The organism is Bacteroides sp. An322 (assembly GCF_002161765.1).
Taxonomy (GTDB): domain Bacteria; phylum Bacteroidota; class Bacteroidia; order Bacteroidales; family Bacteroidaceae; genus Phocaeicola; species Phocaeicola merdavium.
Genome location: NZ_NFIN01000017.1, coordinates 15,021 through 41,933, shown reverse-complemented (window position 1 = coordinate 41,933; position 26,913 = coordinate 15,021). Strand labels below are relative to the sequence as shown.

Genomic DNA, 26,913 nt, shown 5'->3' with positions numbered 1-26,913 from the left:
ATCAATATACTCTTGACGGGTTAAACGCTTCTTTTGCATCGAATGCTTTCATTCCTGCCGTGGATTTACCCAACAATTGTTTCAGCGTAACGGCAATGTCGTCGCTGATGGCAAGGCTTTTCCGTGCAATCTCTTTCGGGATAATAGCGTGTTGCGGATTGACGGTGGTATAGAACGCATTCGGGAACTGATAGGTCATATTCATAAACGGCTCCTTGATGAACATCGGGGTCATCATCCCCACACCGAGTTCGAGGAACAGCACCTTGCGCCGCGAGTTGGCGCGAAGGAAGTCGAGATACCGCTTCATCTCCCGTTGGTAATATTCGCCTTCAAGGAAGGTGTAACCACGCACCCACGGAGCCAACTCCTTGCCGCAATGCGGGCAACGGGGTATCAATTCGTCGGGCAAGGTATCGCCTACAATCTTCGGGCATAGCTCCAGTACCCTTTCCTTATTATAATATATCTCGTCGTGGCACGGACGGCTACATTGCCAGTATCGCCAATCGCCTTGTATGCGCGTGATGCGCTCGGCAGGGAACACACGGTAGAATTGCGCGTCCTGATTGGTCGTAGCAATATAGTAATCCTTCCCTTTGAGCAGTTCCGCCAAGTCTGTATAAGTCTCGCCTGTATAGCATTCGTATATGTAGTGTATGACGCGCAGCATCAACGCCCATTGTTCGCCACGCGAGGGACGGCGGTCATAGAACAGGTCGAACATATTGTGCCTGTCGTATTTCTCGGCCAGACCTCCTGCCATACGGCGGAACATATCGTCCTCCTGATAGTAGAACACGAAGCCCGAAGCGGCAGACATTCCCGACGCTCCGCCCACCACGATGGCATCCGCCTCGTCTATCTTCTGCCTCAACAACTCAATCTTTTCTTTTGAAACCATATTGAAAATCTCCTTTGATTAGTCCGGTGCAAAGGTACAGGCATCGCAAGAAACAGCCGCTACCAATCCATAGCCGTATGCTACCATTTTGATAAGCGGAATCGGGCAAAAATTGGATTATTCCTTATCCAAGCTCAGGTCGGACTTGAGATACCCTCACCCCGGACTTGAGGGTATCAAAGGTCCGACCTTTGGTAGGCTCATCCCGGATGTGAAGTAAGCCTACGAAAATGATAATCCGCGCCGATTGGCGTTGTCGTCAGCGACGACAGCGGTTCTCCAAGTTCGCGAGGACTATCGTCGCCGTATTTAGTGCTTATCCGTGCCGATTAATGGTTTCGTCACCCGTCGACGGTGCTTATCCTGACGGATTGATGCTGTCGACGCAGTTTCCAACGCTTATCGGGACGGATTACTCGTAAATCCCCTTTTGGTAGTCCGTGATATATTGCGTAAATGTCTTTCCCGTCTGTTGCTTGAAGAAGCGCATCAGATGGCTGGGGTCGGAAAAGTGGAACTCGTCCGCCAACTGGCTTACGTTGCGGTCGGAGAACAACAGCTCGTTTTTCAATTCCTCCAACAAGCGTTGTTTGAGCAGATGGGTGGCGGATACGCCGAACTGCGCCATTACAGAATTGTTCAGAGTAATACGGCTCACGCGGAGTATATCGGCATATTCCTGAACACGCTGCACGGTGTGGATATGCTTTTCGAGCAAGTCCTTGAACTGGAATGCATAATTGTTCTTCGGCACTTCGACCGGCAGACGGTAAGTTTTGGCGTATGCCCGGTTGATAACCACCAACAGATAGTAAAGCACAGATACGATAAGGTTGTAAGTGTCTGCCACAGGATGCAGTAGCTCCTGTTTTATCTTCCCCAAGAGGCGCATATATTCCGCCAGTTCTTCCGGCGCGGCAAACAGGTACGGTGGCGTGTCGGTCTGATAATAATACAGCAGGCGATAGACGAAGAACTTGTCGGCGATGAACGTGCGCATAAAGTCCTCGCGGAAGATAAGGAAAGTGTAGTCCAGTTCCGCTTCGTCCACATGCCATTCCTGTTGCTGGTGCGGCGACAGGAGGAGCACCATATCGTCCCGTAACTCTATTTTGCGGAAGTTTAACAGCACATAGCCATTGGCGCGGCGAAAGAAATAGAAACTGAAAAAATCCGTCTTGAACGTCCGGTGCTCGGTCAAGACACCACAGATGTCCTTGCTCTCGCCTGTGTTGATGTAGAAGTCCACGCCGCAACGTGTCTTGCTGAACGGGACGCTGACCAGTCTTTCGGGGTTGGTTATCGTTTTCATCGCTCTTGTTCTTTGCTTTCTGCAAATATACATCATTCTTTTATCAAAATGGCATATATTTCTCTTTTTAAGGCATAGAGGCATCAGGGGAATCTTCCGAACTTTGCACCCGACAAATCATAAAAGCGTAACATTATGAACGAGAAAGCTATTATCCGGTTGGTGCGCAGCGCCACCTTGAAAATCAATTATGCAGGACACACCATCCTTGTTGACCCCGTATTTGCCGACAAAGGAACCCTGCAATCCGCTCTCGGCGTGTATAAAAGTCCGAGGGTGCATCTGGTAATGCCCATCAGCGAAATCACCGAGGGCGTGGATATGGTACTGCTCACACACAACCACATTGACCATTATGAACCGAGCGTGAAACAACATTTGCCGAAAGACATCCCTTTCTACACCCAGCCGCAAGACAAGGAAACCCTCGTGCAAGATGGTTTTACAAATGTAGAAGCAATTGAAAAGAGCAAGACAATAGGCAACCTGACCATCCACCGCACCACGGGTCATCACGGTTTCGGTCAGATAGGCCAGATGATGGGACCCGTGTCGGGCTATGTGCTGATGGCGGAGGGACTTCCGACCATTTATATAATGGGCGACTGCAAATGGGAACCGTGCATCCTTGAAACCGTGGAAAAATACCGCCCTGATTATATCGTTGTAAACAGCGGCGGTGCGGTGTTCCCCGAATTTTCCAAGACAGACGGCTGCATCATCCCCGACGAGCAGGAAGTGATGGCGATGCTCGACACGCTCCCCGCACAAATCAAACTGATAGCCGTACACATGGATGCTATTGACCATTGCCAGACAACACGCGAAATCCTGCGAAACGAAGCCCGCCACCACGGAGTGGATATGAACCGACTGATTATGCCGGGAGATGGGGAGAGCATTACGTTATGAGTGTTTGCATCAAATCGCTGATAAAGAATATGAACATAGTGATAGGCTGCTCAATAGGGTGCAGCTACTGCTATGCCCGTAATAACTGTCGCCGCTTCCATATCACGGACGATTTTTCTGTACCCGAATATATGGGGCGCAAGCTACACATCATCGACACTCCAAAACCTCACGTATGGCTGATGACCGGAATGAGCGACTTCTCCGATTGGAAGCCTGAATGGAACGCGGAGATTTTCGGAAGAATGAAAAGCAATCCGCAACACGCTTATATCTTTCTTACGAAACGTCCGGATAAGGTCTGTTTTTCTACGGATGACGAAAATGTCTGGATGGGCGTGACCGTCACGCGCAGTTCCGAGAAAAAAAGGTTAGAAGATTTGAAAAGAAATATCAAGGCCAAACATTACCACGTCACCTTTGAACCTATCTTTGACGAAATCGGAGAGATAGACTTCGCGGGTATCGATTGGGTTGTCATAGGCACGGAAACGGGACATCGGAAAGGCAAAGTGGATTCCCGTCTCGAATGGGTGCTTCACATTGCCGACCAAGCCAAAGCGCAAGGAATCCCCGTATTTATGAAAGAGGATTTGCTGCTTATAATGGGTGAAGAAAGGATGATTCAGGAACTGCCGGAACAATTTATCAAACGCATACAATGAATACTGAAACAATCAAGGAAATAGACGTACAGAGCGTTATGACCAAATCCGCACTGCCAGTCGGAGGATATTCGGTCAATCCTTACGTGGGATGCCCTCACGCCTGCAAGTATTGCTACGCATCGTTTATGAAACGCTTCACCGGGCATACAGAACCGTGGGGCGCGTTTCTGGACGTGAAGAACTGGAAACCGATAGCCAATCCGCACAAATATGACGGTGAGCGCATCGTGATAGGTTCCGTGACGGACGGTTACAACCCCTATGAGGAACAATTCCGCCGTACCCGCAGGCTGCTCGAAGAACTGCGCGGAAGCAACGCCGAGATTATGGTATGTACGAAGTCCGACCTCGTCCTTCGCGACCTCGACCTGTTGAAACGTTTTCCCAAAGTAACAGTGTCTTGGTCAATCAATACGCTTAACGAACAGTTTCGTGCGGATATGGACAACGCCGTGAGCATAGAACGCCGCCTGAAAGCGATGCGCCAAGTCTATGAGGCAGGCTCCGTACCGTATGTTTTGTCTCGCCCATATTTCCGGGAATAACCGACGTGAAGGCGATTATCGAGGAAGTGAAAGGATATGCCGATTTGATATGGCTGGAAAACCTGAACCTGCGTGGGCAATTCAAAGGAGGAATAATGGCGTATATCCGTAAGAAGCGTCCCGAACTCTTCCCGTTATATGAGGAAATATACAACAAGAAAAGGCTTGATTACTGGCAGGCGTTGGAGCAGGACATATCCCAATATGCACAGACACAAGGCTTTCCCTATCGGGTAAACGATTTGCCTTACGGACGCTCGGAAAAAGGAAAGCCTGTTATCGTAAACTATTTCTACCACGAAAAAATCAGGTTCAAAAAATAAGTGGCATACAGCCTTTAATCTTCCCGGTTCATCTCCGCAAGAAATGCGCTGATGGTCTGCCCCGTCATCTGCTTGAAGAAGCGCATCAGGTGGTTCGGCTCGGAGAAGTGCAGGCGGAAAGCGATTTCTTTCACGGAGAGGTCGGAGAAAAGCAGGTCGTTTTTCACCTCTTGCAGGAGACGTTGTTTCAGCAGATGCACCGCCGAAAGTCCGAACTCGCGCGTCACCGCCTTGTTGAGTGACACGCGGCTGATGCCTATCATTTCGGCATAGTCCGCCACACGCGCCTTGTCGCAGATGTTCTTTTCCAAGAGTTGCTTGTACTGGTAAGCGTAGTTGTTCAGCGGCAGGGCAAACGGCAAGTGGAAGCGGCTGGCATAAATGCGGTTGAGCAACAGGAGGAACTGGTAGAGGTAGGCGACAATCAGGTGATAGCTGTCGGCAATCGGCTCACGCAGTTCCTTCTTCATCTTCCGCAGCAGGTCGAGCAACGGGCAAGCTTCTTCCTCCGGCATATCGAACCAAGTGGGATAATCGTGTTGGTAGCAATACAAAAGGCGGTACATAAAATACTTGTCGGAGAGGAAATTGTTCACGAACTCCTCCTGAAAGACAAGGAACGTATAGTCTAACTTTTCCATTTCCACGTGCCATTCCTGCAACTGGAAAGGCGAAATGACGAGCCACATACCGGGATGCAGGTCAATCCGTTCGCCCGCCAAAAAGAGATACCCCTCCGCCTTGCGGAAGAAATAGAACTCGAAGAAGTCAGTCCGATACCGCTTGTCCGTGTCGAACCAGCCCCGCTTCTCCGTGCTTTCCGCCGTGTTCAGCAGAAAGTCCACGCCGCACGAGCTTTTGGAGTATTTCAGGAGGGAAATCTGCTCGGGCGTGTCGTTGTATATGCCGTAAGTGTCTTTGCGATTCATCTTCGTTGTTTTACTTAATGCAAAGGTAATTCCCTTTTGGCAGATTATGGAACAGAGGACTCTAAAATCCGGCTTTCAACCGTATCTTTACAACCAAGTTGCATTAAAATGCTTCTACTTTTGCCCGATATAAAACAACAGAAATATGGAAGGAAACAATATCTATATCAAGAATATGGTTTGCAGACGGTGCATCCTGACCGTTTCCAATATCTTTCAGGAGAACGGCATCACGCCTGCCAGTGTAGAATTAGGTACGGTCGTGCTGTCTGAACCTATCCCGAAAGAGAAGCAAGAAAGCATCCGCCGTCGGCTCGAAGAATACGGTTTCGAGGTGATTGACGACAAGCGGATGCGCATCATCGAACAGATTCGTATCGGTGTCATTGAGTTCGTGCGCCATCCGGAATATCAGGAGAAGATAAACTTATCAGGCTATTTGCAGGACAAATGCCGCAAGGAATACAGTGCGCTCAGCAAGCTGTTCACCGCAATGAAAGGCATCAGCATCGAGCGGTATTATCTTGCGCAGAAGATAGAGTTGGTGAAAGAGTTGCTTGTCTATGACGAACTGACCGTCAGCGAGATTGCGGACAAACTGCACTATTCGAGCGTAGCTCATCTGAGCACGCAGTTCAAGTCACAAACAGGGATGTCTCCTACCCAATTCAAAATGATAAAAGGACATAAGCTGAAACCGCTTGACGAGATATAACTTACAGTTTATTCTTATGATAACTGAAACTGATACCTTTGCTTTCGAGCCGTGAATGTCAAAATTATCTATTAATTCTGTACACATGCTCAATTATGCCAAAAGAAATGACTACCTTTGCCCGCTGGAACGAGCAAGAAATCAAAACAATAAAAAACAATATAGCATTATGAGTTTACAATGTGGCATCGTTGGTTTGCCGAACGTGGGCAAATCGACGCTTTTCAATTGCTTATCGAACGCAAAGGCTCAAGCAGCCAATTTCCCTTTCTGTACCATCGAACCGAACGTGGGTGTGATTACCGTGCCCGATGAACGCCTCAACAAATTGGCGGAACTGGTTCATCCGGGACGCATCGTGCCCACTACGGTAGAGATTGTAGACATCGCCGGACTGGTGAAAGGAGCAAGCAAAGGTGAAGGATTGGGCAATAAGTTCTTGGCGAATATCCGCGAAACGGATGCCATTATCCATGTGTTGCGTTGCTTTGATGATGAAAACGTGACGCACGTAGACGGTACGGTCAATCCGGTACGCGACAAGGAGATTATCGATACAGAGCTTCAATTGAAGGACCTGGAAACCATTGAGAGCCGCATCCAGCGTGTACAGAAACAAGCTCAGACGGGAGGTGATAAGGCGGCAAAGCAAACTTACGAAGTATTGGTGCGCTACAAAGAAGCGTTGGAGCAAGGAAAGTCGGCACGCACGGTGCAATTCGAATCGAAAGACGAACAAAAGATAGCGCACGACTTTTTCCTGCTGACTTCGAAACCGGTGATGTACGTATGCAACGTAGACGAAGCCAGTGCCGTAACGGGAAACCAATATGTAGAACAAGTGCGCGAAGCCGTAAAGGACGAGAATGCCGAGATATTGGTAGTTGCAGCTAAGACTGAAGCCGATATCGCCGAACTGGAGACGTATGAAGACCGTCAGATGTTCCTGCAAGAAGTGGGACTGGAAGAATCAGGCGTAAACCGTCTTATCAAATCGGCATACAAACTTCTGAATTTGGAAACCTTTATCACCGCAGGCGAAATGGAAGTGAAGGCATGGACGTATCACAAAGGCTGGAAAGCTCCGCAATGTGCCGGTGTCATCCATACCGATTTTGAGAAAGGTTTTATCCGTGCCGAAGTAATCAAGTATGAGGATTATATCAAATACGGAAGCGAAGCCGCTGTGCGCGAGGCAGGTAAACTGAACGTAGAAGGTAAGGACTACGTGGTGCAGGACGGCGACATTATGCACTTCCGCTTTAATGTATAAGAGTACACCAATATAAATCAGAACACGGAGACACAGAGGCACAGAGAAATAAATATAGAAGAGACGACAAAGCTCACAAAGTCAGTCCTTTTCTCCGTGAACTTTGTTCTCTCTAAAAAATAAAGCTCTATGTCTCCGTGTCTCTGTGTTCAATTATAAAAGACACAAGGATTATGAAATACTTAGTAGTAGGAACAGGAGGCGTAGGAGGCTCTATAGCGGGCTTCCTCGCATTGGCAGGGAAAGACGTGACTTGCATTGCACGAGGCAAGCATTTGGAAGCCATACGCCGCAATGGGCTTCATTTGAAATCAGACCTGAAGGGGGAACATTTCCTTTCAGTTAAGGCTTGTACCGCCGAAACATTCGAAGGGAAAGCCGATGTGATTTTCGTATGTGTGAAAGGCTATTCTATTGATTCTATTAAAGAGGTCTTGGAACGTGCCTCCACTCCCGATACATTGGTTATTCCTATTTTGAACGTATATGGCACCGGACCGCGTATCGGACGGCTTGTACCTTCGGTCCACGTGCTTGATGGATGTATCTATATTGTAGGCTTTGTTTCGGGAGAAGGCGAGATAACCCAAATGGGAAGCATCTTCCGCTTGGTATTTGGTGCACGTCCCGAACAAGGCATTGCGCAAGAACGGTTAGACCAAATAGCTGAAGAATTGCAAGCCTGCGGCATCAAAGCCGAAGTGTCGGATGACATCAATCGAGACACTTTCATTAAATGGGCATTCATTTCGGCTATGGCTTGTACAGGAGCCTATCACGATGTGCCGATGGGCGAAGTGCAGCACGAAGGTGAAGTACGTGATACCTTCATCGGACTATCGCAAGAAAGTGCGGAAATAGGGAAACGGCTCGGCGTAACTTATCCCGAAGACCCCGTGGCATATAATCTGAAGGTAATCGACTCGCTTGACCCGCATAGCACCGCTTCCATGCAAAAGGACATTGCACGAGGACACGAATCAGAAATCCAAGGCTTGCTTTTTGACCTCATCGACTTGGGCGAACAACTTGGAGTAGAGTTACTTACCTATCACAAAGTGGCATTAAAGTTCAAGAAAGCATGAAACACATCATTAACATTGATACATGGGAACGGAAAGACAATTATAACTTCTTCCGGGGCTTTGCCAATTCGTGGATTGCCATTACAAGCGAAGCGGATTGTACCGAGGCATTCGCACGGGCAAAGGAGCGGGGACACTCGTTTTTCCTCTATTACCTCTATGCCATCACGCGGGCAGTGAATGAAATCAAAGAATTGCGTTACCGGTGGGACAAGAACGGGCAAGTGGTCTATCACGATACGGTGGATGTGATTACCCCTATTGCCGTACTAGGACGTACATTCTATACCGTGCGCATCCCCTATCATTCCGACTTCGATACATTCTACCGTGAAGCGCGGAGCATCATCACCTCTATCCCTGAAGACGGAGACCCGTATGGTACGGATAAGCAAATCGCCGAGCAAGGCGATTTCGATGTATTCCTGCTCAGTGCTACACCGAAGTTATATTTCACTTCCATTACCTATACCCAACAATCGGTAGGGCATCCGTTGGATTATCCGTTGATGAATGCGGGTAAGGCTATCACCCGTGCAGGAAGGCTCTATATGCCCATAGCCCTTACGGTAAGCCATGCCTTTGCCGACGGAGCACATATCTCACTTTTCTTCGAGAAGGTGGAGCAAATATTAAAAGAACTTGCTTGATTTATATACGGTGAAAAAGGAAGTTGTGTCAAAATATAGACAAAGACTTATTCTTTTACAATCGAAGTCAACGGATGCCGGTTTCCTTTAATATCGGTCAAGAAAGCTTTGGCTGAACCGAAATTCAGGTACATGTCAAGACGTACGGGAAGGTGATTAAGGTCATCTGTCACAAAGAAAGTAATGACTTCTTTTTCCTTATTGTCTACGTATTCTACGAGTGAGAAAACTAAGCATCGGTAAGTAGTTCCATTTTCGGAAGTAAAGTTTTCTTTGCCTCGGTAGATAAGTGTTTGTTTTTCTACGGCTTTACCTGTAGCCATTGAGAAAAGGATTTTCATTCCTACCTTGTAATCCGTAGGGTCATACGAACGTGCTTGGAGCAGGATGCTCAGCATATCGTAGACACAGACATCCATTTCATCGTGCTTTTTGACAGTATTCCCCCGCAAGGTACGTTGCTGGTCAACAATGCACTTTCCGTTGCGATATCCGAAGCGTACTTCGTCTACTGTATAGCGTTTCCCTTCTTCGGCTCCCTTACGGAAATAGAGCGGTTCAAGGCGTTGGCTAGTGATGCAAGTCAACGTGTCGCGCATCTTGAACCAGCGGTCGAAACGTTTGTTGGTATAAGAAAGCAAATCAGTACGTAAGCAGGGTTGTGTATTGTAAGTGTCTTCGTTTATGGTCATTTTTGCCCAGCCTACGTTAAACCAGATGAACTTCCAGTTGAACTTCAATTCGTAGCTCAACGATTCTCCGGGCTTGATAGCGTTATTAGAGGCGCCGCATTGGGCTTTTATTGCCATGCTTCCAGTTAGTAAGCAGAGGCAGAGTAAGATTTTCTTCATCATGTTCGTCCTAATTTTTTAGCTCTTTCTTTGTTCCTGTCTTTTATCTTCTTTGCTTCGTCAGGTTTTTGTTTCTTTATTTCATCCAACTTTTGGCGATCGAGGGGAACGGCATAAAGATTCCAATTCTCTTCAAATTCGAAGTTTGCTTTCATTTCCCATGTTTTGGGAAAATAGAACACTTCTTCTGCTTGGCGTTTTTCTTCATAATTTCCCGTGTCCCATTTGCCGTTATTGTTCGTATCGTTGAACAAACGAATATAATATTTAGTTCCGGGTTGGAGGAAATAAAAGTCACAAGTCTGTTTTTCGCTTACGGGTTGTTGGCGCACTACGGCATCACTTCCGTTCAATAGCTGGACAATGGCATGCGGTCCGGCTCCCGTAATATTAAGATAAAGGGTGCCATATTGATCTATGGTCTTGACTTTCAGTTTATTTTCTGTTTTATCAGTATATAGTCCATAAATACCTTTGAATCCAAGCGAATCGATTGTAAGCTGGTATTCTTGCCCAGGTTGCCAATTAGCAAGGATAACATACCTGCGCGGAGCTATCGTATCGGCTTGGAAAATGAAAGGCGTGTCTTGCCATACTGAATCTATCATGGTTTGCATGTGAATCGCCGAAGTATCAATGCTTTCTATCGGTTCATCAAAGTTAATAATGATATTGCGGTTGATGTCAAGTTCGGAAGGTGCATCTACGTTCATAGTCAAGAACTTGGTTTCAACAACGATTGTATCACCTTTCTTTTCTTTCTTTTTGCGTTCTTTTTCCGCCTTTTCGTCAGCTTCTTTCTTCATAGCCAAACGTCGTTCACGAGGAATTTTATTCACCATACGCAGGGTATCGGTAGTAGGTACCAATTGTCCCAGGGTATCTGTTTCTAAGTACTTCAGTTCGATGGTCAACGTATCCCGTTCACATAAAGTCGTATCTTTCACCCAATAGGTGATACTATCGTTCCGCTGGTTGGCTTCTACTATGAGTTGTTTTTCGTCAAAGTCCAATCCTCTTAAAGTGGGGAGCGTATCGGCTTTTGCACTGAAATAGAGATTGAATTTCTTGATTTCGGGACGCTCGCTTTTGGCTAAATATTGCATGGTGCTTTCTTCCTTAAAAGCACGGAGCATGACGTTATCGGGCAGGAAACGGGTATAATGCACTTCGAAAATCGTATCGATATGGGTGGTATCGATTTCGTTCCATACCGTATCAAAACGCACCGCCGGAGTCATGTCCGGAACAATGAGCGAATCAGACCATGCCACCGTTTCGGTTTTCGAATCGTACATGTAGTTTTGGTTTCCGTCCTGCAAAGCATAGATACGGTACTTGCCCGGCGCCACACCACGGATGGTGAATTGTCCCCGGCTATCTGTACGCGAAATGCGGTCGAACGGGAGCTTGGTGAAAGCCGTATCGTTCAGATTCTTATGCAATCCCACCTGAATGCCCTTTATCGGTTCCAGGTTCTCGGCATTGAGCACGGTGCCCGATACAGCCATGGTATCTATTTCGGGTCCAGTAGAGAAAGCATACGAGAACTGCCCTAACGGGTTGCCTTCATTATTATCTACGATGGCATCGCCGAAGTCGATGGTATAAGTCGTATTGGCTATCAAAGAGTCAAGAAACTCTACCACTACACGCTTTCCCCGCGTCTTCACTTCGGGTTGTTCACGTTGGGGAGGCGAGATGATGACTTTCTCCGATGCATTTTCCAAATTGATGAATTCATCGAACTCAATGGAGACTTCCTTACGTGTGTTATTGGTAGCGTTTGGTGCAGGCGTAGCACGTACGAATTTGGGAGGTTCTTCATCATAAGGACCTCCGTCGGGCGAGCCGGTACTGGCACAGGCATAAAATCCGATAATGACCAATAACAGGGCAAGGTATTTGGGTATGGGCTTCATGCGTTTGGTTTAGGAATTTAGTTTCAACATTTCTTCTATATAGTCACGGTTATTGCTCAAGCGGGGCACCTTGTGCTGGCCGCCCAATTTGCCTTTTTGCTTCAACCAGTCGTGGAACAGATTTGGGCGTGCCACAATCAGTTCCAATTCCTGTAACGTAATGTCTTTATGGCGTTTCGCTTCGTAATCGGAATTAACTTCTTGCAAGGCTTGGTCTAACGTATGGCGGAATTTCTCTAACGAGTCGGGCATCACGCTGAACTCTACCAGCCACTGGTGCCGGCACTTGGCATTGGCATCCATAAAGACGGGGGCCGCCGAGTATTCCAATACCTGCGCACCTGTAGCGGCACAAGCTTTGGCAAGTCCTTTTTCCGCATTATCCACCATCAGTTCTTCTCCAAAAGCATTGATAAAGTGCTTGGTACGTCCCGTAATGACAAACTTATACGGGTCTTTCTGAGTGAACTTCACCGTATCGCCGATGATATACCGCCACAAGCCGCATGAAGTGCTGATGACCATCGCATAGTTCCGTCCTACCTCAATACCTGTCAGGGGCACGATGTGAGGATTCGGATTATCGATTTCTTCCAAAGGAATGAACTCGTAGAATACGTCATAATCTATCATCAGCAACATGGCAGGGTCGGCGAGGTCGCTTTGCAAGCCGAAGAAACCTTCGCTGGCATTATAAGTCTCCATGTAATGCATTGTTGGGCTGGTTATCAGTTGCTTGTATTGTTCCCGATAAGGAGTGAAGCAAACACCGCCATGGAAGAAGACTTCCAAGTTAGGCCATACCTCGTTCAGGTGCTTGGCTCCTGTCTTCTCCAAGATGCGCTTGATGACCGCTAACATCCACGAAGGCACACCCGAAAGGTTGGTCACATTCTCGTGTATCGTGGTTTCGGCAATGCGTTCTACCTTCTCCTCAAATTCGCTTAGCAAGGCAATCTCTTTGCTCGGCACTCGGATGAAGTTCACCAACGGGTTGATGTTCTGTATCAGAATGGCGGACAAGTCGCCCACCAAGCTATCCTTTACATTATAATTCGGGCTATGGCTTCCGCCCAATATCAATCCTTTGCCTGAAAAGAAACGGCTTTCGGGATTCGAACGCAAGTAGAGCGCTACGGCATCGGTCCCTCCGCGGTAATGGATATGCTTCAGCCCGTCCTTGCTAACGGGGATGAACTTGCTTTTATCACTCGTGGTACCCGAAGATTTAGCATACCAAATCACGTGTCCGGGCCATAAGACGTCTTTCTCTCCGTGGCGCATACGGTCTACATAATCCCTGATGTCATCGTATTGCTGGATAGGCACACGCTGGAAATCCTCGTATGAACGGATGTGCGCATAATCGAATTTCTTGCCCCATTCGGTATTCGAAGCATGTTCAATAAGTTTCCGGAAAACCTTCTCCTGAATGGCTTCCGTCTGTGTGGTGTATGTGTCTATTTCCTTTTGACGGGAAACAAATAACTTTTCAATTAACTTTGTTGAAACCATTGGTTTATTTATTTTCTGCCCGCAAAGTTAGGCATTTCTCTTATCGGTGATATATTTTTTATGTTAGAAAAGACAAATCTACGCTTTTTTCTTATAACTTTACCACGCGAAGACTAAATTTGAAGGTTATGAGAATCGGAATATTAACGGCAGGAGGGGATTGTCCCGGAATCAACGCCACCATCCGGGGCGTTTGCAAGACGGCTATAAATTATTATGGAATGGAAGTGTGCGGCATCCATAACGGTTTCCGCGGATTGCTCGATGATGAAGTGACACCGCTTACGGAAGCCTCTTTGGGAGGGCTGCTTACCATGGGAGGGACTATCTTAGGCACTTCGCGTGTAAAGCCTTTCCGGCGCAAAGGGAAAGTGTCTGATTCGGACAATGCCCCCGACGCGTTGATGCGGACCATTCAGGCACACGGGTTGGATTGCCTGGTATGCATCGGAGGAAATGGCACCCAGACCACCGCGGCAAAGTTAGTGGAAGCCGGTGTAAACGTGGTGATGATTCCCAAGACGATTGATAACGATGTATGGGGCACCGATACATCTTTCGGATTCGACTCGGCGGTAAGCATAGCCACCGAAGCCATCGACCGCCTTCACTCTACGGCAAGTTCCCACCAGCGCGTAATGGTCATCGAAGTGATGGGGCACAAGGCGGGCTGGATTGCCCTGCACTCTGGCATGGCGGGGGGAGGTGATATTATCCTGCTTCCCGAACTTCCTTTCAACATTCATAACATAGGTGACGTAATCATCGAAAGGCTGAAAAAAGGCAAGCCCTATTCGATTGTAGTCGTAGCCGAAGGCATTCCTACCCTGCATGGGAAGAAAGCGGCTCAATACATAGCCGAGGAAATCGAGTACGAAACAGGCTTCGAAACCCGCGAGACGGTATTGGGATACATCCAACGAGGAGGAAGCCCCACGGCATTCGACCGCACTCTTGCCACACGGATGGGAGGTCATGCAACGGAATTAATCGCCCAAGGCAAGTTCGGAAGAATGGTTTCCCTACAAGGCGATGATATTGTTTCGGTCCCGTTGGCTGAAGTGGCTGGAAAGGTGAAACTGGTCACTCCCGACAATGATTTAATCGTGCAGGGCCGCCGCATGGGAGTATGTTTTGGGTAAGCCGTATGCGTAGCCATTCTTACCCTGCTTCATCAGCGGTTTCATATAGATGAAACTCCCGATGGAGTTAACTTCGTTAAGGAGGGCAGTTATATGGGAAAAACGAATAGAATGCCAATATCCTTAAAGAAGCTTAACAGATGAGCCTTAATACTTGATTTATTTGTTATTTTGCACCAAATTAGGGAAAGAAGTGAACAGACTGCACATAGATACATGCCCGCTTTGCGGAAAGAGCCATTTCGAGAAGGTGATGACCTGCACCGACCATTATGCCACAAATGAACCGTTTGACATTTGCCGGTGTACGGCGTGCGGTTTTCTTTTCACGCAAGATGCGCCCGACGAGAACGAGATTGGGAGGTATTACGAATCGCCCGACTATATCTCGCATACAGATACGCGGAAAGGGCTTGCCAACCGTTTGTATCATTACGTAAGGCAATACATGCTCCGGCGGAAAGCCCGCCTCATCAAGCGGTGTTGCGGATTAAGCCGGGGACGTCTGCTCGATATCGGTACAGGCACGGGCTATTTCCCTCATTTCATGCAGGAGCGTGGCTGGCGGGTTTCGGCTATCGAAAAAAGCCCGCAAGCAAGAGCTTTTGCGCACGAACATTTCGGTCTGGAGGCAGATGCGCCCGAAGCATTGGGCACTTACGAAGCGAAATCGTTTGATGTAGTGACGCTTTGGCACGTGATGGAACATTTGCAGAACCTGAACGAGACATGGGAAACGCTTTATTCCATTTTGGACGACCGGGGCATCTTGGTCGTAGCTGTGCCCAATCCCACTTCGTCTGATGCGCTTCATTATAAAGAAATGTGGGCGGCATACGATGTGCCGAGGCATTTGTGGCATTTCACTCCTGCCGTGATGCAACAATTCGGAGCCAAGCACGGATTTATCTTGGCGGAGCGTCATCCGATGCCTTTCGATGCCTTTTATGTATCGATGCTTTCGGAGAAATACCGCAAGAGCGGCACTCCTTTTATAAAAGGAATGATAGAAGGAGCGGAGGCAGGGCTGGCTTCTTTGATGAAAAAGGAACGGAGCAGTTCCATGATTTATGTATTTCAGAAAAAAGTGAAGGCATGAGCAAGCGGGCAGGAGCATCTTTTGATATGCAGTTCATTACGTCCAGCATCAGCACCATGTTGGTATTGGTATTGCTGGGAACGGTTGTTTTCTTCGTTATGGCGGCAAACAACCTTTCGGTGTATGTACGCGAGAATATCGCTTTCTCTATCTTGCTGAGCGATGACATGAAAGAAGCGGATATCCTCCGGTACCAGAAAGCATTGAATCAGGAAGCATACGTAAAGCAGACTTCATACATCTCGAAACAACAAGCATTGAAAGAGCAGACCGAAGCCATGGGCACCGACCCGGCTGAGTTTTTAGGCTATAATCCGTTTACGGCTTCGATTGAGGTGAAACTGAATGCCGGCTATGCCAATTCGGATAGCGTGGCATGGATTAAGGACGAGATTTTAGCGCAGAAGGGAGTGCTGGAGATAAATTATCCGCAAGACTTGCTGGATGCGGTCAACCGGAATATCCGCAAAGTGAGCATAGTGCTATTGGGGCTTGCCGCCCTCTTGACACTGATATCCTTTGCCTTGATAAACAATACCATCCGGCTTACCATTTATTCCAAACGGTTTCTGATACATACCATGAAATTAGTAGGGGCAAGCTGGTCTTTCATCCGGCGTCCGTTTCTGATGCGTAACGTGTGGGTAGGGATATTGGCTGGAGCTATCGCCGATGTGGCATTAATCGGGCTGGCGTATGTATTGGTAAAGTATGAGCCTGACTTATTAGCGGTTATAACGCCTGAAGTGATGATAGTCGTCATGGTTTCGGTGTTTATTTTCGGGGTGGTGATTACTTCCCTTTGTGCGTTGATATCGATAAACCGGTATCTCCGGATGAAAACGAATGAATTGTATTATAATTAACTTCATAACATTTTTTATTTGTACGATATGGATAAAAAGAACTTTGCCTTTGATAAGACCAATTTCATGCTTTTGGCAATAGGAATGGTCGTGATTATCATCGGATTCCTGTTGATGTCGGGTCCCGGTTCGACCGAAACGACATTCGAGCCTGACATATTCAGTGTACGCCGCATTAAGGTCGCGCCTGCGGTTTGTTTTTTAGGGTTTATCTTTATGATTTACGGCATACTCCGCAAGCCGAAGGACCGTGTGGAGGACACTAAAAGCGAAGTGAAATGACGGGAGGAGATTTGGATTTATTTCAGACCATTATCATCGCGATAGTAGAAGGGCTGACCGAGTTTTTACCGGTATCTTCTACAGGTCACATGATTATCGCCCAGAATATATTAGGAGTGGAGAGTACCGAATTTGTAAAGGCATTTACGTTTATCATCCAGTTCGGAGCCATTTTGTCGGTAGTATGTTTGTATTGGAAACGTTTTTTTCGTCTCAACCATACGCCTGCGCCTGAAGGGGCTTCGGCATTTAAACGCTTCCTTCATACGTATGATTTCTATTGGAAATTGTTCGTAGCCTTCATTCCGGCGGCTGTATTGGGGCTTTTGTTTAGCGATATGATTGACGCCATGCTGGAAAGCGTGACGGTTGTAGCGGTGATGTTGATTATCGGAGGCGTGTTTATGTTGTTCTGTGACAAGCTTTTCGGGAATGGAAGCGAGAAGACGGAACTGACCGAGAAGCGTGCCTTTTATATCGGATTGTTCCAATGTATCTCGATGATACCGGGTGTATCTCGTTCGATGGCGACTATTGTGGGCGGTATGGCACAGAAATTAACACGCAAAGCCGCGGCTGAGTTCTCGTTCTTCTTAGCTGTACCTACGATGTTTGCCGCTACGGTATATAAGATGTTCAAACTGTTTATGGAGGGCGGAACGGAAATTATCGCAAGCAACATGAATGCCTTGATAGTGGGCAATGTAGTGGCTTTTATCGTGGCGATGCTTGCTATTAAGTTCTTTATCAGCTTTGTAACGAAATACGGTTTTGCCGCATTCGGGTGGTACCGCATCATTGTAGGCGGTGTGATTTTGATAATGAGTTGTTTAGGATATAATTTAGAGCTTGCTTGATGAACTTTAAGGAAGGAGAGGTGTTGTATTTTGATAAGCCATACCGATGGACATCGTTTGCTCTTGTCAATAAAATAAGGTATCATATCAGCCGGAAATTAGGCGTAAAAAAGATAAAGGTAGGACATGCAGGAACGCTCGACCCGCTGGCTACAGGGGTGATGATTATCTGTACCGGAAAAGCGACAAAGCGCATTGAGGAGTTCCAATACCATACCAAGGAATATGTAGCCACATTGCAATTGGGCGCTACGACTCCTTCGTATGATTTGGAAAAGGAAATCGACGCTACTTATCCTACGGAGCATATTACGCGGGAACTGGTGGAAGAGACATTGCAACGGTTTGTAGGAGCAATCGAACAGATTCCTCCGGCTTTTTCGGCTTGTAAGGTAGATGGGAAACGGGCATACGAATTGGCACGGAAAGGCGATGAGGTGCAACTAAAGCCTAAAACGTTGGTAATAGATGAAATCGAATTGTTAGAATGTAATTTGCCCGAAATAAAGATACGTGTGGTATGCAGCAAAGGCACTTATATCCGTGCATTGGCACGCGATATCGGCGAAGCGCTTCATAGCGGTGCGCATCTGACAGGACTTATCCGTACAAGGGTGGGGGACATCACCTTAGCGGATTGTATGAAAGTAGAAGATTTTGAAAACTGGTTGGACCAGCAAGAAATAGAAGAGAACTCACAAAATTAAAAACTCAAAGATATGAAACTATCACAATTTAAATTCAAATTGCCGGAAGAAAAAATAGCATTGCATCCGGTAAAGTACAGAGACGAATCCCGGCTGATGGTGGTACATAAGTCAACGGGAGAGATTGAACATGTGATATTCAAGGACATCCTGAATTACTTTGACGATCAAGATGCATTCATCTTTAATGATACAAAAGTGTTTCCTGCCCGTTTATATGGAAACAAGGAAAAGACGGGTGCACGTATCGAAGTCTTTTTGTTGCGTGAGTTGAACGAAGAATTGCGTTTATGGGATGTGTTGGTAGACCCTGCACGGAAAATCCGTATCGGCAATAAGCTTTATTTCGGTGATGACGATTCGATGGTGGCAGAAGTAATAGACAATACCACTTCGCGTGGACGTACTTTGCGTTTCCTTTACGACGGTCCGCATGATGAATTCAAGAAAGCGCTTTATGCATTGGGCGAACCTCCCTTGCCACCCTTTATCCGCCGTCCGGCAGAACCGGAAGACACAGAACGTTTCCAAACTATCTTCGCCAAGAACGAAGGAGCCGTGACCGTTCCAGCCGCAGGGCTTCATTTCAGCCGTGAATTGATGAAGCGGATGGAGATAAAAGGCATCAACTTGGCATTCATTACCATGCATTGCGGATTGGGATGCTTCCGCGATATTGATGTGGAAGACCTGACCAAGCATAAGATGGATTCGGAACAGATGTTTATCAATGCGGAGGCTTGCAAAATAGTCAATGCGGCGAAAGACGAAGGGCATAAAGTATGTGCGGTAGGTACAAGCGTAATGCGTGCCGTAGAGACCGCTACAGGAACCGACGGACGTTTGAAAGAATACGAAGGCTGGACCAATAAGTTTATCTTCCCGCCCTACGATTTTGTATTGCCCGATGCAATGGTGACCAATTTCCACATGCCTTTATCCACCATGTTGATGTTAACCTGTTCATACGGAGGTTATGAATTGATAATGGATGCTTATCAAGCGGCATTAAAAGAAGATTACCGCTTCGGAACATATGGCGACGCGATGCTGATTCTGAATAAATAATTTTATAAAGAAATGGCAATAGTCTATTTAGGGCTTGGTACAAACTTAGGAGATAAAGCCGCAAACTTGCATGCGGCGGTTCATTTGATAAGTGGAAAGATAGGGAAAGTGATTTCCCTATCTTCTTTTTATGCGACCGCTCCTTGGGGATTCGAGTCGGAAAATAGTTTCCTGAACGCGGCAATATGCGTTGAAACCTCCTTATCACCTTTGGAAGTCTTGCACCGTACACAAGAAATAGAGCGTACATTAGGACGTACCCACAAATCAACGGGAGGCATTTACCACGACCGCATCATCGACATCGACCTCCTATTATATAATAAGGAGATAATACAAACCCCTGAACTTACTATTCCTCATCCCCTTATGCTTCAACGTGACTTTGTAATGAACCCTTTGGTGGAGATAGCGCCGGATGTAGTGCATCCGGTATTCGGGAAGAAATTAAGCGCACTGTTTTTTAAGGAAAAGAAAGAAGATAGTAAGTAAAGTTATGTAGGAATTTACTATTTTTGTAGAGTTAAACCATCTAACGCACAACAGCTATGGGCAAACATTATCCGATAGGCATACAGAGTTTTGAGGAACTTCGTAAAGGAGGATATTATTATGCAGATAAAACCGAACTGATTTACCGGTTGGTAAAGACTGGTAAATATTATTTTTTGAGTCGGCCTCGTCGGTTTGGCAAAAGTCTGCTTATCTCTACCTTGGAAGCTTATTTCTTAGGACGGAAAGAGTTGTTCCAAGGCTTGGCTATGGAACAATTAGAAAAAGACTGGACGGCATATCCTGTCTTGCATCTCGATTTGAACTCACAGAAATACGATACGCCAGAAAGTTTGGAAAGAATTTTAGATAAGAATCTGAAGAAATGGGAAGCGGAGTATGAAATTGAGCCGCAAATTCCGTCGCTTTCATTACGTTTTGTCGATGTCATTGAGCGTGCCGCCAAGGCGGCTGGACGGAACGTTGTGGTGTTAGTGGACGAATACGATAAGCCATTGCTTCAAACTATCGGCAAGCCGGATTTACAAGACGATTTCCGTGCCACGCTGAAAGCTTTCTACGGTGTGCTGAAAAGTTGTGACGCTTCTATCCGCTTTGCCTTATTGACGGGCGTGACCAAGTTCAGTAAAGTCAGTGTGTTCAGCGACTTGAATAATTTGGCGGATATTTCGATGGATCACCGCTATGCCAGCATCTGCGGTATCACCGAGCAGGAACTGCTTACCGATTTTAAAGAAGATATTGCTCAGTTAGGAGAAGCCAACGGAATGATTTATGAAGAAGCGCAACAGACGCTAAAACAATGGTATGACGGTTATCATTTCGGTGCGGAATGTCCGGACATGTATAATCCATTTAGTTTACTGAATACATTTGCCCAAATGCGTTTTGGTAGTTATTGGTTTGATACAGGTACGCCTACTTTCTTGGTTGAAACCTTAAAGCATACGCATTACGATTTACACCGGTTGACTCAAGAGCAAACGACCTCTGATGTTTTGGGAGGAATTGGATCGATGGACGAAAATCCAATCCCGTTACTTTACCAAAGCGGTTATCTTACTATTAAAGGTTACGATAAACGTTTCGGACTTTATCGTTTGGGATTCCCCAATGAGGAAGTAGAAAAGGGTTTTATCAGCTTCTTGCTTCCTTATTATGCCAAGGTAGGAAAATCGGAAAGTATCTTCCAAATCAGTCTTTTTGTTCGGGATGTGGAATCGGGTGATATCGATTCCTTCATGCAACGCCTGCAAAGTTTTTTTGCAGATACCCCCTATGAATTGGTGCGCGACTTGGAGCTGCACTATCAGAATGTGCTTTTCATTGTCTTTAAACTCTTAGGCTTTTACACTCATGCAGAATACCATACTTCAAAAGGGCGCATCGACCTGACGATACAGACCGACCGCTATATCTATGTAATGGAGTTTAAATTAGATGGTACGGCAGAAGAAGTATTGCGCCAAATAGAAGAGAAGCATTATGCACAACCTTTCTTGTCTGATACCCGCCAATTATATAAGGTAGGGGTGAATTTCAGTGCACAGGCAAGGAATATCGAGAAGTGGATAGTCAATTAATTAATTCATAATATAGAAATATGTTAAATGCATCTTTAACCTATCCTTATTTCAAGGAATAAGTGTATCTTTGCGCCGAATTTAAAAGTGGAAAGATTTGAGTAGCTTGCAACCACGGAAAAAAATGCTAAAACACATTCATTTTTATTTTCCCGCTTCTTTGTATTCCTACTCTTGTCTGTACACGGCATTTTTATTAATCCTTTTAATTATAAAAACAAAAATGGGATACTTATTCACATCCGAATCGGTGTCAGAAGGACACCCCGACAAAGTGGCGGATCAGATTTCCGACGCTGTGCTTGACAAACTGTTGGCATACGACCCCAGTTCGAAAGTAGCTTGCGAAACATTGGTAACTACCGGACAGGTAGTACTGGCAGGAGAAGTGAAAACAAAAGCTTACATCGACCTCCAGCGTGTGGCACGCGAGGTAATCAACCGCATCGGTTATACCAAGAGCGAATATATGTTTGAAGGCAATTCATGCGGAGTGCTTTCTGCTATCCATGAACAAAGCCCGGATATCAATCGTGGCGTAGAGCGTGAAGACCCGATGAACCAAGGTGCGGGAGACCAAGGCATGATGTTCGGTTATGCTACGAACGAAACCGAAAACTACATGCCCTTATCGCTTGATTTGGCACATAAATTACTGATGGTATTGGCAGATATCCGCAGAGAAGGCAAGGTGATGACTTACCTCCGTCCGGATGCAAAAAGCCAAGTAACCATTGAATACGATGATAACCGCCGCCCGGTGCGGATTGATACAATCGTTATTTCTACCCAACATGATGAATTCATTTTGCCCGAGGATGATTCGAAAGAAGCTCAATTGAAGGCGGATGAAGCAATGGTAAAACAGATTCATGAAGATGTAATCCATATCTTGATGCCTCGTGTAATTGCCGGAATCCACAATCCGGAAGTCTTGAAATTATTCAATGACCAAATTACATACCATGTCAATCCGACCGGCAAGTTCGTTATCGGAGGCCCTCATGGAGATACGGGTTTGACAGGACGTAAGATTATTGTAGATACATACGGAGGAGCAGGCGCTCATGGTGGAGGCGCTTTCTCGGGTAAAGACCCCAGCAAAGTAGACCGCAGTGCCGCATACGCAGCCCGTCATATTGCTAAGAATCTGGTTGCTGCCGGTGTTGCAGATGAAATATTGGTACAGGTATCGTATGCAATCGGCGTAGCACGCCCGATTAACATTTATGTCAATACATACGGGAAAAGCCATGTAGCCATGAGCGATGGGGAAATCGCCAAGAAGATAGATGAAATATTTGATATGCGTCCGCGCGCTATCGAAGAACGGTTGAAGCTCCGTAATCCGATTTATAGCGAAACGGCAGCTTACGGGCACATGGGACGTGAGCCGAAAGTAGTGACCAAGCATTTCGAATCGCTTTACGAAGGCAATAAAGATGTAGAGGTGGAACTTTTCACCTGGGAGAAGTTAGACTACGTAGATAAAGTAAAAGCGGCTTTCGGATTGTAATACTCGAATCTTATAAAACGCAGATTTTCGCAGATTAACGCAGAAATATAAATTTTATAATCTGCGAGAATCTGCGCTAATCTGCGTTTATTGAATCTCTCTTTATAATATGAATGAAATAAAGAATATTTGTGTGTATTGTGCGTCAAGCCCGCAAATCGCTCCGGCTTATTTTAAGGCTGCAGAAAGATTGGGGTATCTTTTAGCCGAAAGGAAGATAAACCTGATTGACGGAGCGGGTAAAGTAGGATTGATGGGATGCCTTAACGATACAGCCCTTGCTACAGGAGGTACGGTGACCGGGATTATTCCTCGTTTTATGGTAGAGCGGGGGTGGCATCATACAGGTTTGACCCAACTGGTAGAAACCGGAACCATGCACGAGCGTAAGGAATTAATGGCTCAAATGTCGGATGCGGTCATTGCACTTCCTGGCGGATGCGGCACGATGGAGGAACTGATGGAAATCATTACCTGGAAACAATTGGGGCTTTACGACAAGCCGGTTGTGATTTTAAACACAAGCGGTTTCTATAACCCGTTGATTGAGATGTTGGAGAAAGCGATCGACCAACATTTTATGCGCCGTGAGCATGAATCTTTATGGGAAATCGCATTTACTCCCGATGAAGCTGTAAATTTATGTTGTACAATTCCGCTTTGGAACAAAGAAATCCGTAAATTTGCGGAAGTATGAAAGAAACAAGCACCATTGGATTCGAATACATTGCCGAGAAAATGCATGAGCAACAATTGCAACTTGATAGTGCATTGATGAGAAGCATACAGGAGACTCCCGGTATGCGTGGAGAAGCATTGCCTTATCAATTTCGTTCCGAATGGTCGGTGACCTGCTTGCTTTTGTTCTGTTTCTTATTGTTGTCATACGCACTGAAAAACGGGAAGAAATACATCTTCCAACATCTCAAAAGCCTGTTCCAACACAAAGAGCGAAGCAGTTTATTCGATGACACATCAGGTTCAAGCAATGGAGCGGTTGTTGTCTTATCTTCGCTTACGTGTGTTTTTTATGGTCTGTTTTTCTTTTGTTATTCCATAGAGAAATTCCCTTCATTAGTTTTTGTCACTCCCCGTGAAGCAATTATAGGCATGTATGTTTTTGTCGCTTTTTTTTATGTATTGTTGAAATGGGGAAGCTATAATTTCATCAATTGGATATTCTTCGAAAAAGAACATAAGCGCAGGTGGATTCAGGCTTATTTTGATACGCTTTGCGGCCAATGCCTTTTGCTTTTCCCGTTAATCCTGCTTCTGGTTTATTACAATCTGGACTTTCATATAGGCAGTATTTTTATGCTGTTTATTTTAGTTTTCGCTAAAATATTGTTATATTATAAGGGTTTTAGGAACTTTTTCAGCCAAAGTTATGGTTTTCTACATTTAATTCTGTACTTTTGTGCCCTCGAAATGGTACCCCTTTTGCTATTGGTAAAAGGAATCCTCTATATAAACCAGATTGTGATTTTAAATTTTTAGCGCCTTGAAGATTAAAAAAGTCCTCGTTTCTCAGCCTAAACCTACATCAGAAAAGTCACCTTATTTTGACATTGCTGAGAAGTATGGAGTGAAAATAGATTTTCGCCCCTTTATAAAAGTTGAGAGTTTATCGGCAAAGGAATTTAGACAACAGAAGATTTCTATCCTGGATCATACTGCCGTTGTATTTACTTCGCGTCATGCTATTGACCACTTCTTTAATTTATGTACAGAGCTTCGCGTAACGGTGCCGGAAACCATGAAATATTTCTGCACGTCAGAGACCATTGCTTTGTATATTCAAAAGTATGTTCAATACCGTAAAAGAAAAGTATTCTTCGGCGCTACAGGTAAATTCGTTGATTTAGTACCTGCCATTGTTAAGCACAGCACGGAAAAATATTTGATTCCGATGTCGGATGTGCACAACGATGAAGTGAAAGATTTATTGGATAAGCATCACATCCAGCATACCGAAGCCGTGATGTACCGTACGGTAAGCAATGATTTCACACCCGAAGAGAAGTTTGATTACGATATGCTTATTTTCTTCAGCCCGGCTGGAATCCAGTCATTGATGAAGAACTTCCCTCAGTTTGAACAAAAGGATATTGCTATCGGAAGCTTCGGACCGACTACAGCAAAGGCGGTAAAGGATGCAGGGCTGCGCTTGGACTTGGAAGCTCCTACAGTAGCTGCACCTTCAATGCCCGCTGCATTGGATATGTTTATCCGCGAACATAATAAATAAGATTCATCGAAGGTATATTGAAACGCAGATTAACGCAGATTTGCGCGGATGACAAGAGAATAAAAATCTGTGAAAATCTGTGTTAATCTGCGTTTCTTTAATGTTTAAATCATGCCAGAACAAGTAAGACCGGTTTTCCCGAAAAGCGAACATTTAAGCAGTTTGCTATTGATTGGCAAATTGTTTGCAGGAGGCAGCAAGTCATTGGCTGTTTTCCCCTTGCGTGCCGTTTATATGCCGATAGAGAATGAAAACCTCCCTGCTGCTTCTGTCTTGATTAGTGTTTCTAAAAAACGGTTCAAACGGGCGGTAAAGCGCAATCGGGTGAAACGTCAAGTGAGGGAAGCTTACCGTAAAAACAAGTCCTTGCTAACCGATGCTTTAGAAGCGAAAGGCAAAAAACTGGCGGTTGCTTTTATTTGGCTCGATGATGAGCTTCATGCTTCTTCGGAAGTGGAAGAGAAAGTAAAAAAGTTGCTCCAGCTCATAGCGGAGCGTATCGGATAAGGCATGAAAAAGATTCTTTCGTTTTTACTCTTGCTCCCTATCTACTTTTACCGGAATTGCATATCTCCTTTTACTCCTCCTTCTTGCCGGTTTACCCCGACTTGTTCCGAATATGCCGTACAAGCGATAAAAAAGCATGGTCCGTTCAAAGGGCTTTATTTGGCTATAGGCCGTTTGCTTCGGTGTCATCCGTGGGGCGGTTCGGGATACGACCCGGTTCCCTAATTGCTTTAATTCTTTACCTTCTTTATCTTCTTTTACTTAAGATGTATTTCGATATCCATACCCATCATTTATCTGCATGTCCTTCCGAAGCTATATACAATGCCGATAGCAACTATATGCCGACACCCGATGAAGCTATATACATTTCGGTAGGGATACATCCGTGGCATCTTACGGACGAGGATTATCCCGTGCGGCTTCAATGGGTGGAATCGATGTTGCAGGATGATAAACGGATAATCGCTTTAGGCGAAGCCGGACTTGACAAGTGTTGTGATACGCCCTACACCTTACAGGAAGAAGCTTTCCGTAAGGTAATTTCCCTTTCCGAACACTATTGCCGTCCTTTGATTATTCATGCCGTAAAGGCTTATAACGAATTGATTGCTCTAAAAAAAGAGGTTCATCCTTCCCAGCCTTGGATTATTCATGGCTTCCGGGGCAAGAAGGAACTTGCCCAAAGCTTAGTGAATCAAGGGTTCTATCTGTCTTTCGGCGAGCGTTATCATGCCGATGCCTTGCGGGAAATGCCCGAAGGAAGCTTCTTGTTCGAGACCGATGAAAGCCTTGTCCCTATCAGCTCTTTATACGGCAGAGCTGCGGAAATACGTGGGATTAGCCCCGAATCCTTGGCTCACGAAGTTTGCCGGACGGTTAACTCGCTCTTTTTTAACCGATAAAAATTGCTTATTCAGA

The 26,913-nt window shown here is 45.9% G+C and carries 28 protein-coding genes and 1 pseudogene; 23 read left to right on the top strand and 6 right to left on the bottom strand.

Going from position 1 to position 26,913, the window contains the following annotated elements:
* Position 1: 1 nt before the first annotated feature.
* Together B5F91_RS09955 and B5F91_RS09950 are read right to left on the bottom strand one after the other, a co-directional pair.
* A complete protein-coding gene (locus tag B5F91_RS09955; RefSeq protein ID WP_087428941.1) occupies positions 2-904 on the bottom strand; it encodes an NAD-dependent protein deacetylase in 903 nt (300 codons plus the stop codon).
* Between the two features lie 412 nt (positions 905-1,316).
* Positions 1,317-2,216 carry a helix-turn-helix domain-containing protein gene (locus B5F91_RS09950; RefSeq protein ID WP_018712095.1) on the bottom strand — a complete coding sequence of 300 codons (900 nt, stop codon included), beginning with the start codon at positions 2,214-2,216 and terminating at the stop codon, positions 1,317-1,319.
* 135 nt (positions 2,217-2,351) lie between these two features.
* Here B5F91_RS09950 and B5F91_RS09945 point away from each other — a divergent pair, with 135 nt between their 5' ends.
* From B5F91_RS09945 to B5F91_RS09935, 3 genes and pseudogenes are all read left to right on the top strand, one after another.
* Positions 2,352-3,128 carry an MBL fold metallo-hydrolase gene (locus tag B5F91_RS09945; RefSeq protein ID WP_087428940.1) on the top strand — a complete coding sequence of 259 codons (777 nt, stop codon included), beginning with the start codon at positions 2,352-2,354 and terminating at the stop codon, positions 3,126-3,128.
* Positions 3,125-3,793: a radical SAM mobile pair protein A gene (locus B5F91_RS09940; RefSeq protein ID WP_087428939.1), complete on the top strand. Its 669-nt coding sequence runs from the start codon at positions 3,125-3,127 to the stop codon at positions 3,791-3,793. The genes B5F91_RS09945 and B5F91_RS09940 overlap by 4 nt, the downstream gene beginning before the upstream one ends.
* Positions 3,790-4,664: pseudogene (locus B5F91_RS09935) on the top strand (radical SAM mobile pair protein B). The gene B5F91_RS09940 and the pseudogene B5F91_RS09935 overlap by 4 nt, the downstream one beginning before the upstream one ends.
* Before the next feature lie 14 nt (positions 4,665-4,678).
* On the opposite strand, the gene B5F91_RS09930 reads toward B5F91_RS09935, so the two are convergent.
* Complete coding sequence (locus B5F91_RS09930) at positions 4,679-5,593, bottom strand: AraC family transcriptional regulator (RefSeq protein WP_087428938.1); 915 nt, start codon at positions 5,591-5,593, stop codon at positions 4,679-4,681.
* A gap of 145 nt (positions 5,594-5,738) precedes the next feature.
* Here B5F91_RS09930 and B5F91_RS09925 point away from each other — a divergent pair, with 145 nt between their 5' ends.
* The 4 genes from B5F91_RS09925 (at position 5,739) to B5F91_RS09910 (ending at position 9,316) form a co-directional block, all read left to right on the top strand.
* Positions 5,739-6,308: a helix-turn-helix transcriptional regulator gene (locus tag B5F91_RS09925; RefSeq protein WP_239416398.1), complete on the top strand. Its 570-nt coding sequence runs from the start codon at positions 5,739-5,741 to the stop codon at positions 6,306-6,308.
* A 169-nt stretch (positions 6,309-6,477) separates the two neighbouring features.
* Positions 6,478-7,581 carry a redox-regulated ATPase YchF gene (gene ychF / locus B5F91_RS09920; protein WP_087428968.1) on the top strand — a complete coding sequence of 368 codons (1,104 nt, stop codon included), beginning with the start codon at positions 6,478-6,480 and terminating at the stop codon, positions 7,579-7,581.
* A 173-nt stretch (positions 7,582-7,754) separates the two neighbouring features.
* Positions 7,755-8,666: a ketopantoate reductase family protein gene (locus tag B5F91_RS09915; RefSeq protein ID WP_087428937.1), complete on the top strand. Its 912-nt coding sequence runs from the start codon at positions 7,755-7,757 to the stop codon at positions 8,664-8,666.
* Positions 8,663-9,316: a chloramphenicol acetyltransferase gene (locus B5F91_RS09910; protein WP_087428936.1), complete on the top strand. Its 654-nt coding sequence runs from the start codon at positions 8,663-8,665 to the stop codon at positions 9,314-9,316. Before B5F91_RS09915 ends, B5F91_RS09910 begins: the two co-directional genes overlap by 4 nt.
* A gap of 47 nt (positions 9,317-9,363) precedes the next feature.
* Here B5F91_RS09910 and B5F91_RS09905 read toward each other — a convergent pair whose 3' ends face one another.
* The 3 genes from B5F91_RS09905 to B5F91_RS09895 are packed head-to-tail and all read right to left on the bottom strand — an operon-like array spanning position 9,364 to position 13,604.
* Complete coding sequence (locus tag B5F91_RS09905; RefSeq protein WP_087428935.1) at positions 9,364-10,170, bottom strand: DUF3108 domain-containing protein; 807 nt, start codon at positions 10,168-10,170, stop codon at positions 9,364-9,366.
* Positions 10,167-12,089 carry an Ig-like domain-containing protein gene (locus B5F91_RS09900; protein WP_087428934.1) on the bottom strand — a complete coding sequence of 641 codons (1,923 nt, stop codon included), beginning with the start codon at positions 12,087-12,089 and terminating at the stop codon, positions 10,167-10,169. The genes B5F91_RS09905 and B5F91_RS09900 overlap by 4 nt, the downstream gene beginning before the upstream one ends.
* Before the next feature lie 9 nt (positions 12,090-12,098).
* Complete coding sequence (locus B5F91_RS09895; RefSeq protein ID WP_087428933.1) at positions 12,099-13,604, bottom strand: GH3 auxin-responsive promoter family protein; 1,506 nt, start codon at positions 13,602-13,604, stop codon at positions 12,099-12,101.
* A gap of 128 nt (positions 13,605-13,732) precedes the next feature.
* On the opposite strand from B5F91_RS09895, the gene B5F91_RS09890 reads away from it, so the two are divergent.
* The 16 genes from B5F91_RS09890 (at position 13,733) to B5F91_RS09815 (ending at position 26,897) form a co-directional block, all read left to right on the top strand.
* Positions 13,733-14,746 (top strand): ATP-dependent 6-phosphofructokinase, encoded by a 1,014-nt coding sequence (locus B5F91_RS09890; protein WP_087428932.1) that lies wholly within the window; start codon positions 13,733-13,735, stop codon positions 14,744-14,746.
* A gap of 193 nt (positions 14,747-14,939) precedes the next feature.
* Positions 14,940-15,845, top strand: a complete 906-nt coding sequence (locus B5F91_RS09885; RefSeq protein ID WP_087428931.1) for a class I SAM-dependent methyltransferase — start codon at positions 14,940-14,942, stop codon at positions 15,843-15,845.
* Positions 15,842-16,711, top strand: coding sequence for a permease-like cell division protein FtsX (locus B5F91_RS09880; protein WP_087428930.1), 870 nt, complete (start codon positions 15,842-15,844; stop codon positions 16,709-16,711). The genes B5F91_RS09885 and B5F91_RS09880 overlap by 4 nt, the downstream gene beginning before the upstream one ends.
* A 27-nt stretch (positions 16,712-16,738) precedes the next feature.
* Positions 16,739-16,993 (top strand): DUF3098 domain-containing protein, encoded by a 255-nt coding sequence (locus B5F91_RS09875; protein WP_087428929.1) that lies wholly within the window; start codon positions 16,739-16,741, stop codon positions 16,991-16,993.
* A complete protein-coding gene (locus B5F91_RS09870) occupies positions 16,990-17,850 on the top strand; it encodes an undecaprenyl-diphosphate phosphatase (protein ID WP_087428928.1) in 861 nt (286 codons plus the stop codon). The genes B5F91_RS09875 and B5F91_RS09870 overlap by 4 nt, the downstream gene beginning before the upstream one ends.
* On the top strand, positions 17,850-18,557 hold the full coding sequence (truB, locus tag B5F91_RS09865) for a tRNA pseudouridine(55) synthase TruB (RefSeq protein WP_087428927.1): 708 nt from the start codon (positions 17,850-17,852) through the stop codon (positions 18,555-18,557). The genes B5F91_RS09870 and truB overlap by 1 nt, the downstream gene beginning before the upstream one ends.
* A 12-nt stretch (positions 18,558-18,569) precedes the next feature.
* The gene (gene queA, locus B5F91_RS09860; RefSeq protein ID WP_087428926.1) at positions 18,570-19,625 is read left to right on the top strand and encodes a tRNA preQ1(34) S-adenosylmethionine ribosyltransferase-isomerase QueA; all 1,056 of its coding nucleotides are present in this window, start codon (positions 18,570-18,572) and stop codon (positions 19,623-19,625) included.
* 12 nt (positions 19,626-19,637) lie between these two features.
* Positions 19,638-20,117, top strand: a complete 480-nt coding sequence (gene folK / locus B5F91_RS09855) for a 2-amino-4-hydroxy-6-hydroxymethyldihydropteridine diphosphokinase (protein WP_087428925.1) — start codon at positions 19,638-19,640, stop codon at positions 20,115-20,117.
* Between the two features lie 56 nt (positions 20,118-20,173).
* The gene (locus tag B5F91_RS09850; protein ID WP_087428924.1) at positions 20,174-21,721 is read left to right on the top strand and encodes an ATP-binding protein; all 1,548 of its coding nucleotides are present in this window, start codon (positions 20,174-20,176) and stop codon (positions 21,719-21,721) included.
* A 223-nt stretch (positions 21,722-21,944) separates the two neighbouring features.
* A complete protein-coding gene (gene metK / locus B5F91_RS09845; protein WP_087428923.1) occupies positions 21,945-23,237 on the top strand; it encodes a methionine adenosyltransferase in 1,293 nt (430 codons plus the stop codon).
* A gap of 109 nt (positions 23,238-23,346) precedes the next feature.
* Positions 23,347-23,934 (top strand): TIGR00730 family Rossman fold protein, encoded by a 588-nt coding sequence (locus B5F91_RS09840; protein WP_087428922.1) that lies wholly within the window; start codon positions 23,347-23,349, stop codon positions 23,932-23,934.
* Positions 23,931-24,734 carry a DUF4271 domain-containing protein gene (locus B5F91_RS09835; RefSeq protein ID WP_087428921.1) on the top strand — a complete coding sequence of 268 codons (804 nt, stop codon included), beginning with the start codon at positions 23,931-23,933 and terminating at the stop codon, positions 24,732-24,734. Before B5F91_RS09840 ends, B5F91_RS09835 begins: the two co-directional genes overlap by 4 nt.
* A gap of 4 nt (positions 24,735-24,738) precedes the next feature.
* Entirely contained in the window at positions 24,739-25,485 is a 747-nt protein-coding gene (locus B5F91_RS09830) for a uroporphyrinogen-III synthase (RefSeq protein ID WP_087428920.1), read from the top strand.
* 111 nt (positions 25,486-25,596) lie between these two features.
* Positions 25,597-25,992, top strand: a complete 396-nt coding sequence (rnpA, locus tag B5F91_RS09825) for a ribonuclease P protein component (protein WP_087428919.1) — start codon at positions 25,597-25,599, stop codon at positions 25,990-25,992.
* 3 nt (positions 25,993-25,995) lie between these two features.
* Positions 25,996-26,217 (top strand): membrane protein insertion efficiency factor YidD, encoded by a 222-nt coding sequence (yidD, locus tag B5F91_RS09820; protein ID WP_087428918.1) that lies wholly within the window; start codon positions 25,996-25,998, stop codon positions 26,215-26,217.
* Between the two features lie 41 nt (positions 26,218-26,258).
* On the top strand, positions 26,259-26,897 hold the full coding sequence (locus tag B5F91_RS09815) for a TatD family hydrolase (protein WP_087428917.1): 639 nt from the start codon (positions 26,259-26,261) through the stop codon (positions 26,895-26,897).
* Positions 26,898-26,913 lie beyond the last annotated feature (16 nt).

Coding starts and splice junctions, on each gene's coding strand:
- B5F91_RS09955 (WP_087428941.1), bottom strand. CDS start 904: ATGGTTTCAAAAGAAAAGATTGAGTTGTTGAGGCAGAAGATAGACGAG.
- B5F91_RS09950 (WP_018712095.1), bottom strand. CDS start 2,216: ATGAAAACGATAACCAACCCCGAAAGACTGGTCAGCGTCCCGTTCAGC.
- B5F91_RS09945 (WP_087428940.1), top strand. CDS start 2,352: ATGAACGAGAAAGCTATTATCCGGTTGGTGCGCAGCGCCACCTTGAAA.
- B5F91_RS09940 (WP_087428939.1), top strand. CDS start 3,125: ATGAGTGTTTGCATCAAATCGCTGATAAAGAATATGAACATAGTGATA.
- B5F91_RS09930 (WP_087428938.1), bottom strand. CDS start 5,593: ATGAATCGCAAAGACACTTACGGCATATACAACGACACGCCCGAGCAG.
- B5F91_RS09925 (WP_239416398.1), top strand. CDS start 5,739: ATGGAAGGAAACAATATCTATATCAAGAATATGGTTTGCAGACGGTGC.
- ychF (WP_087428968.1), top strand. CDS start 6,478: ATGAGTTTACAATGTGGCATCGTTGGTTTGCCGAACGTGGGCAAATCG.
- B5F91_RS09915 (WP_087428937.1), top strand. CDS start 7,755: ATGAAATACTTAGTAGTAGGAACAGGAGGCGTAGGAGGCTCTATAGCG.
- B5F91_RS09910 (WP_087428936.1), top strand. CDS start 8,663: ATGAAACACATCATTAACATTGATACATGGGAACGGAAAGACAATTAT.
- B5F91_RS09905 (WP_087428935.1), bottom strand. CDS start 10,170: ATGATGAAGAAAATCTTACTCTGCCTCTGCTTACTAACTGGAAGCATG.
- B5F91_RS09900 (WP_087428934.1), bottom strand. CDS start 12,089: ATGAAGCCCATACCCAAATACCTTGCCCTGTTATTGGTCATTATCGGA.
- B5F91_RS09895 (WP_087428933.1), bottom strand. CDS start 13,604: ATGGTTTCAACAAAGTTAATTGAAAAGTTATTTGTTTCCCGTCAAAAG.
- B5F91_RS09890 (WP_087428932.1), top strand. CDS start 13,733: ATGAGAATCGGAATATTAACGGCAGGAGGGGATTGTCCCGGAATCAAC.
- B5F91_RS09880 (WP_087428930.1), top strand. CDS start 15,842: ATGAGCAAGCGGGCAGGAGCATCTTTTGATATGCAGTTCATTACGTCC.
- B5F91_RS09875 (WP_087428929.1), top strand. CDS start 16,739: ATGGATAAAAAGAACTTTGCCTTTGATAAGACCAATTTCATGCTTTTG.
- B5F91_RS09870 (WP_087428928.1), top strand. CDS start 16,990: ATGACGGGAGGAGATTTGGATTTATTTCAGACCATTATCATCGCGATA.
- truB (WP_087428927.1), top strand. CDS start 17,850: ATGAACTTTAAGGAAGGAGAGGTGTTGTATTTTGATAAGCCATACCGA.
- queA (WP_087428926.1), top strand. CDS start 18,570: ATGAAACTATCACAATTTAAATTCAAATTGCCGGAAGAAAAAATAGCA.
- folK (WP_087428925.1), top strand. CDS start 19,638: ATGGCAATAGTCTATTTAGGGCTTGGTACAAACTTAGGAGATAAAGCC.
- B5F91_RS09850 (WP_087428924.1), top strand. CDS start 20,174: ATGGGCAAACATTATCCGATAGGCATACAGAGTTTTGAGGAACTTCGT.
- metK (WP_087428923.1), top strand. CDS start 21,945: ATGGGATACTTATTCACATCCGAATCGGTGTCAGAAGGACACCCCGAC.
- B5F91_RS09840 (WP_087428922.1), top strand. CDS start 23,347: ATGAATGAAATAAAGAATATTTGTGTGTATTGTGCGTCAAGCCCGCAA.
- B5F91_RS09835 (WP_087428921.1), top strand. CDS start 23,931: ATGAAAGAAACAAGCACCATTGGATTCGAATACATTGCCGAGAAAATG.
- rnpA (WP_087428919.1), top strand. CDS start 25,597: ATGCCAGAACAAGTAAGACCGGTTTTCCCGAAAAGCGAACATTTAAGC.
- yidD (WP_087428918.1), top strand. CDS start 25,996: ATGAAAAAGATTCTTTCGTTTTTACTCTTGCTCCCTATCTACTTTTAC.
- B5F91_RS09815 (WP_087428917.1), top strand. CDS start 26,259: ATGTATTTCGATATCCATACCCATCATTTATCTGCATGTCCTTCCGAA.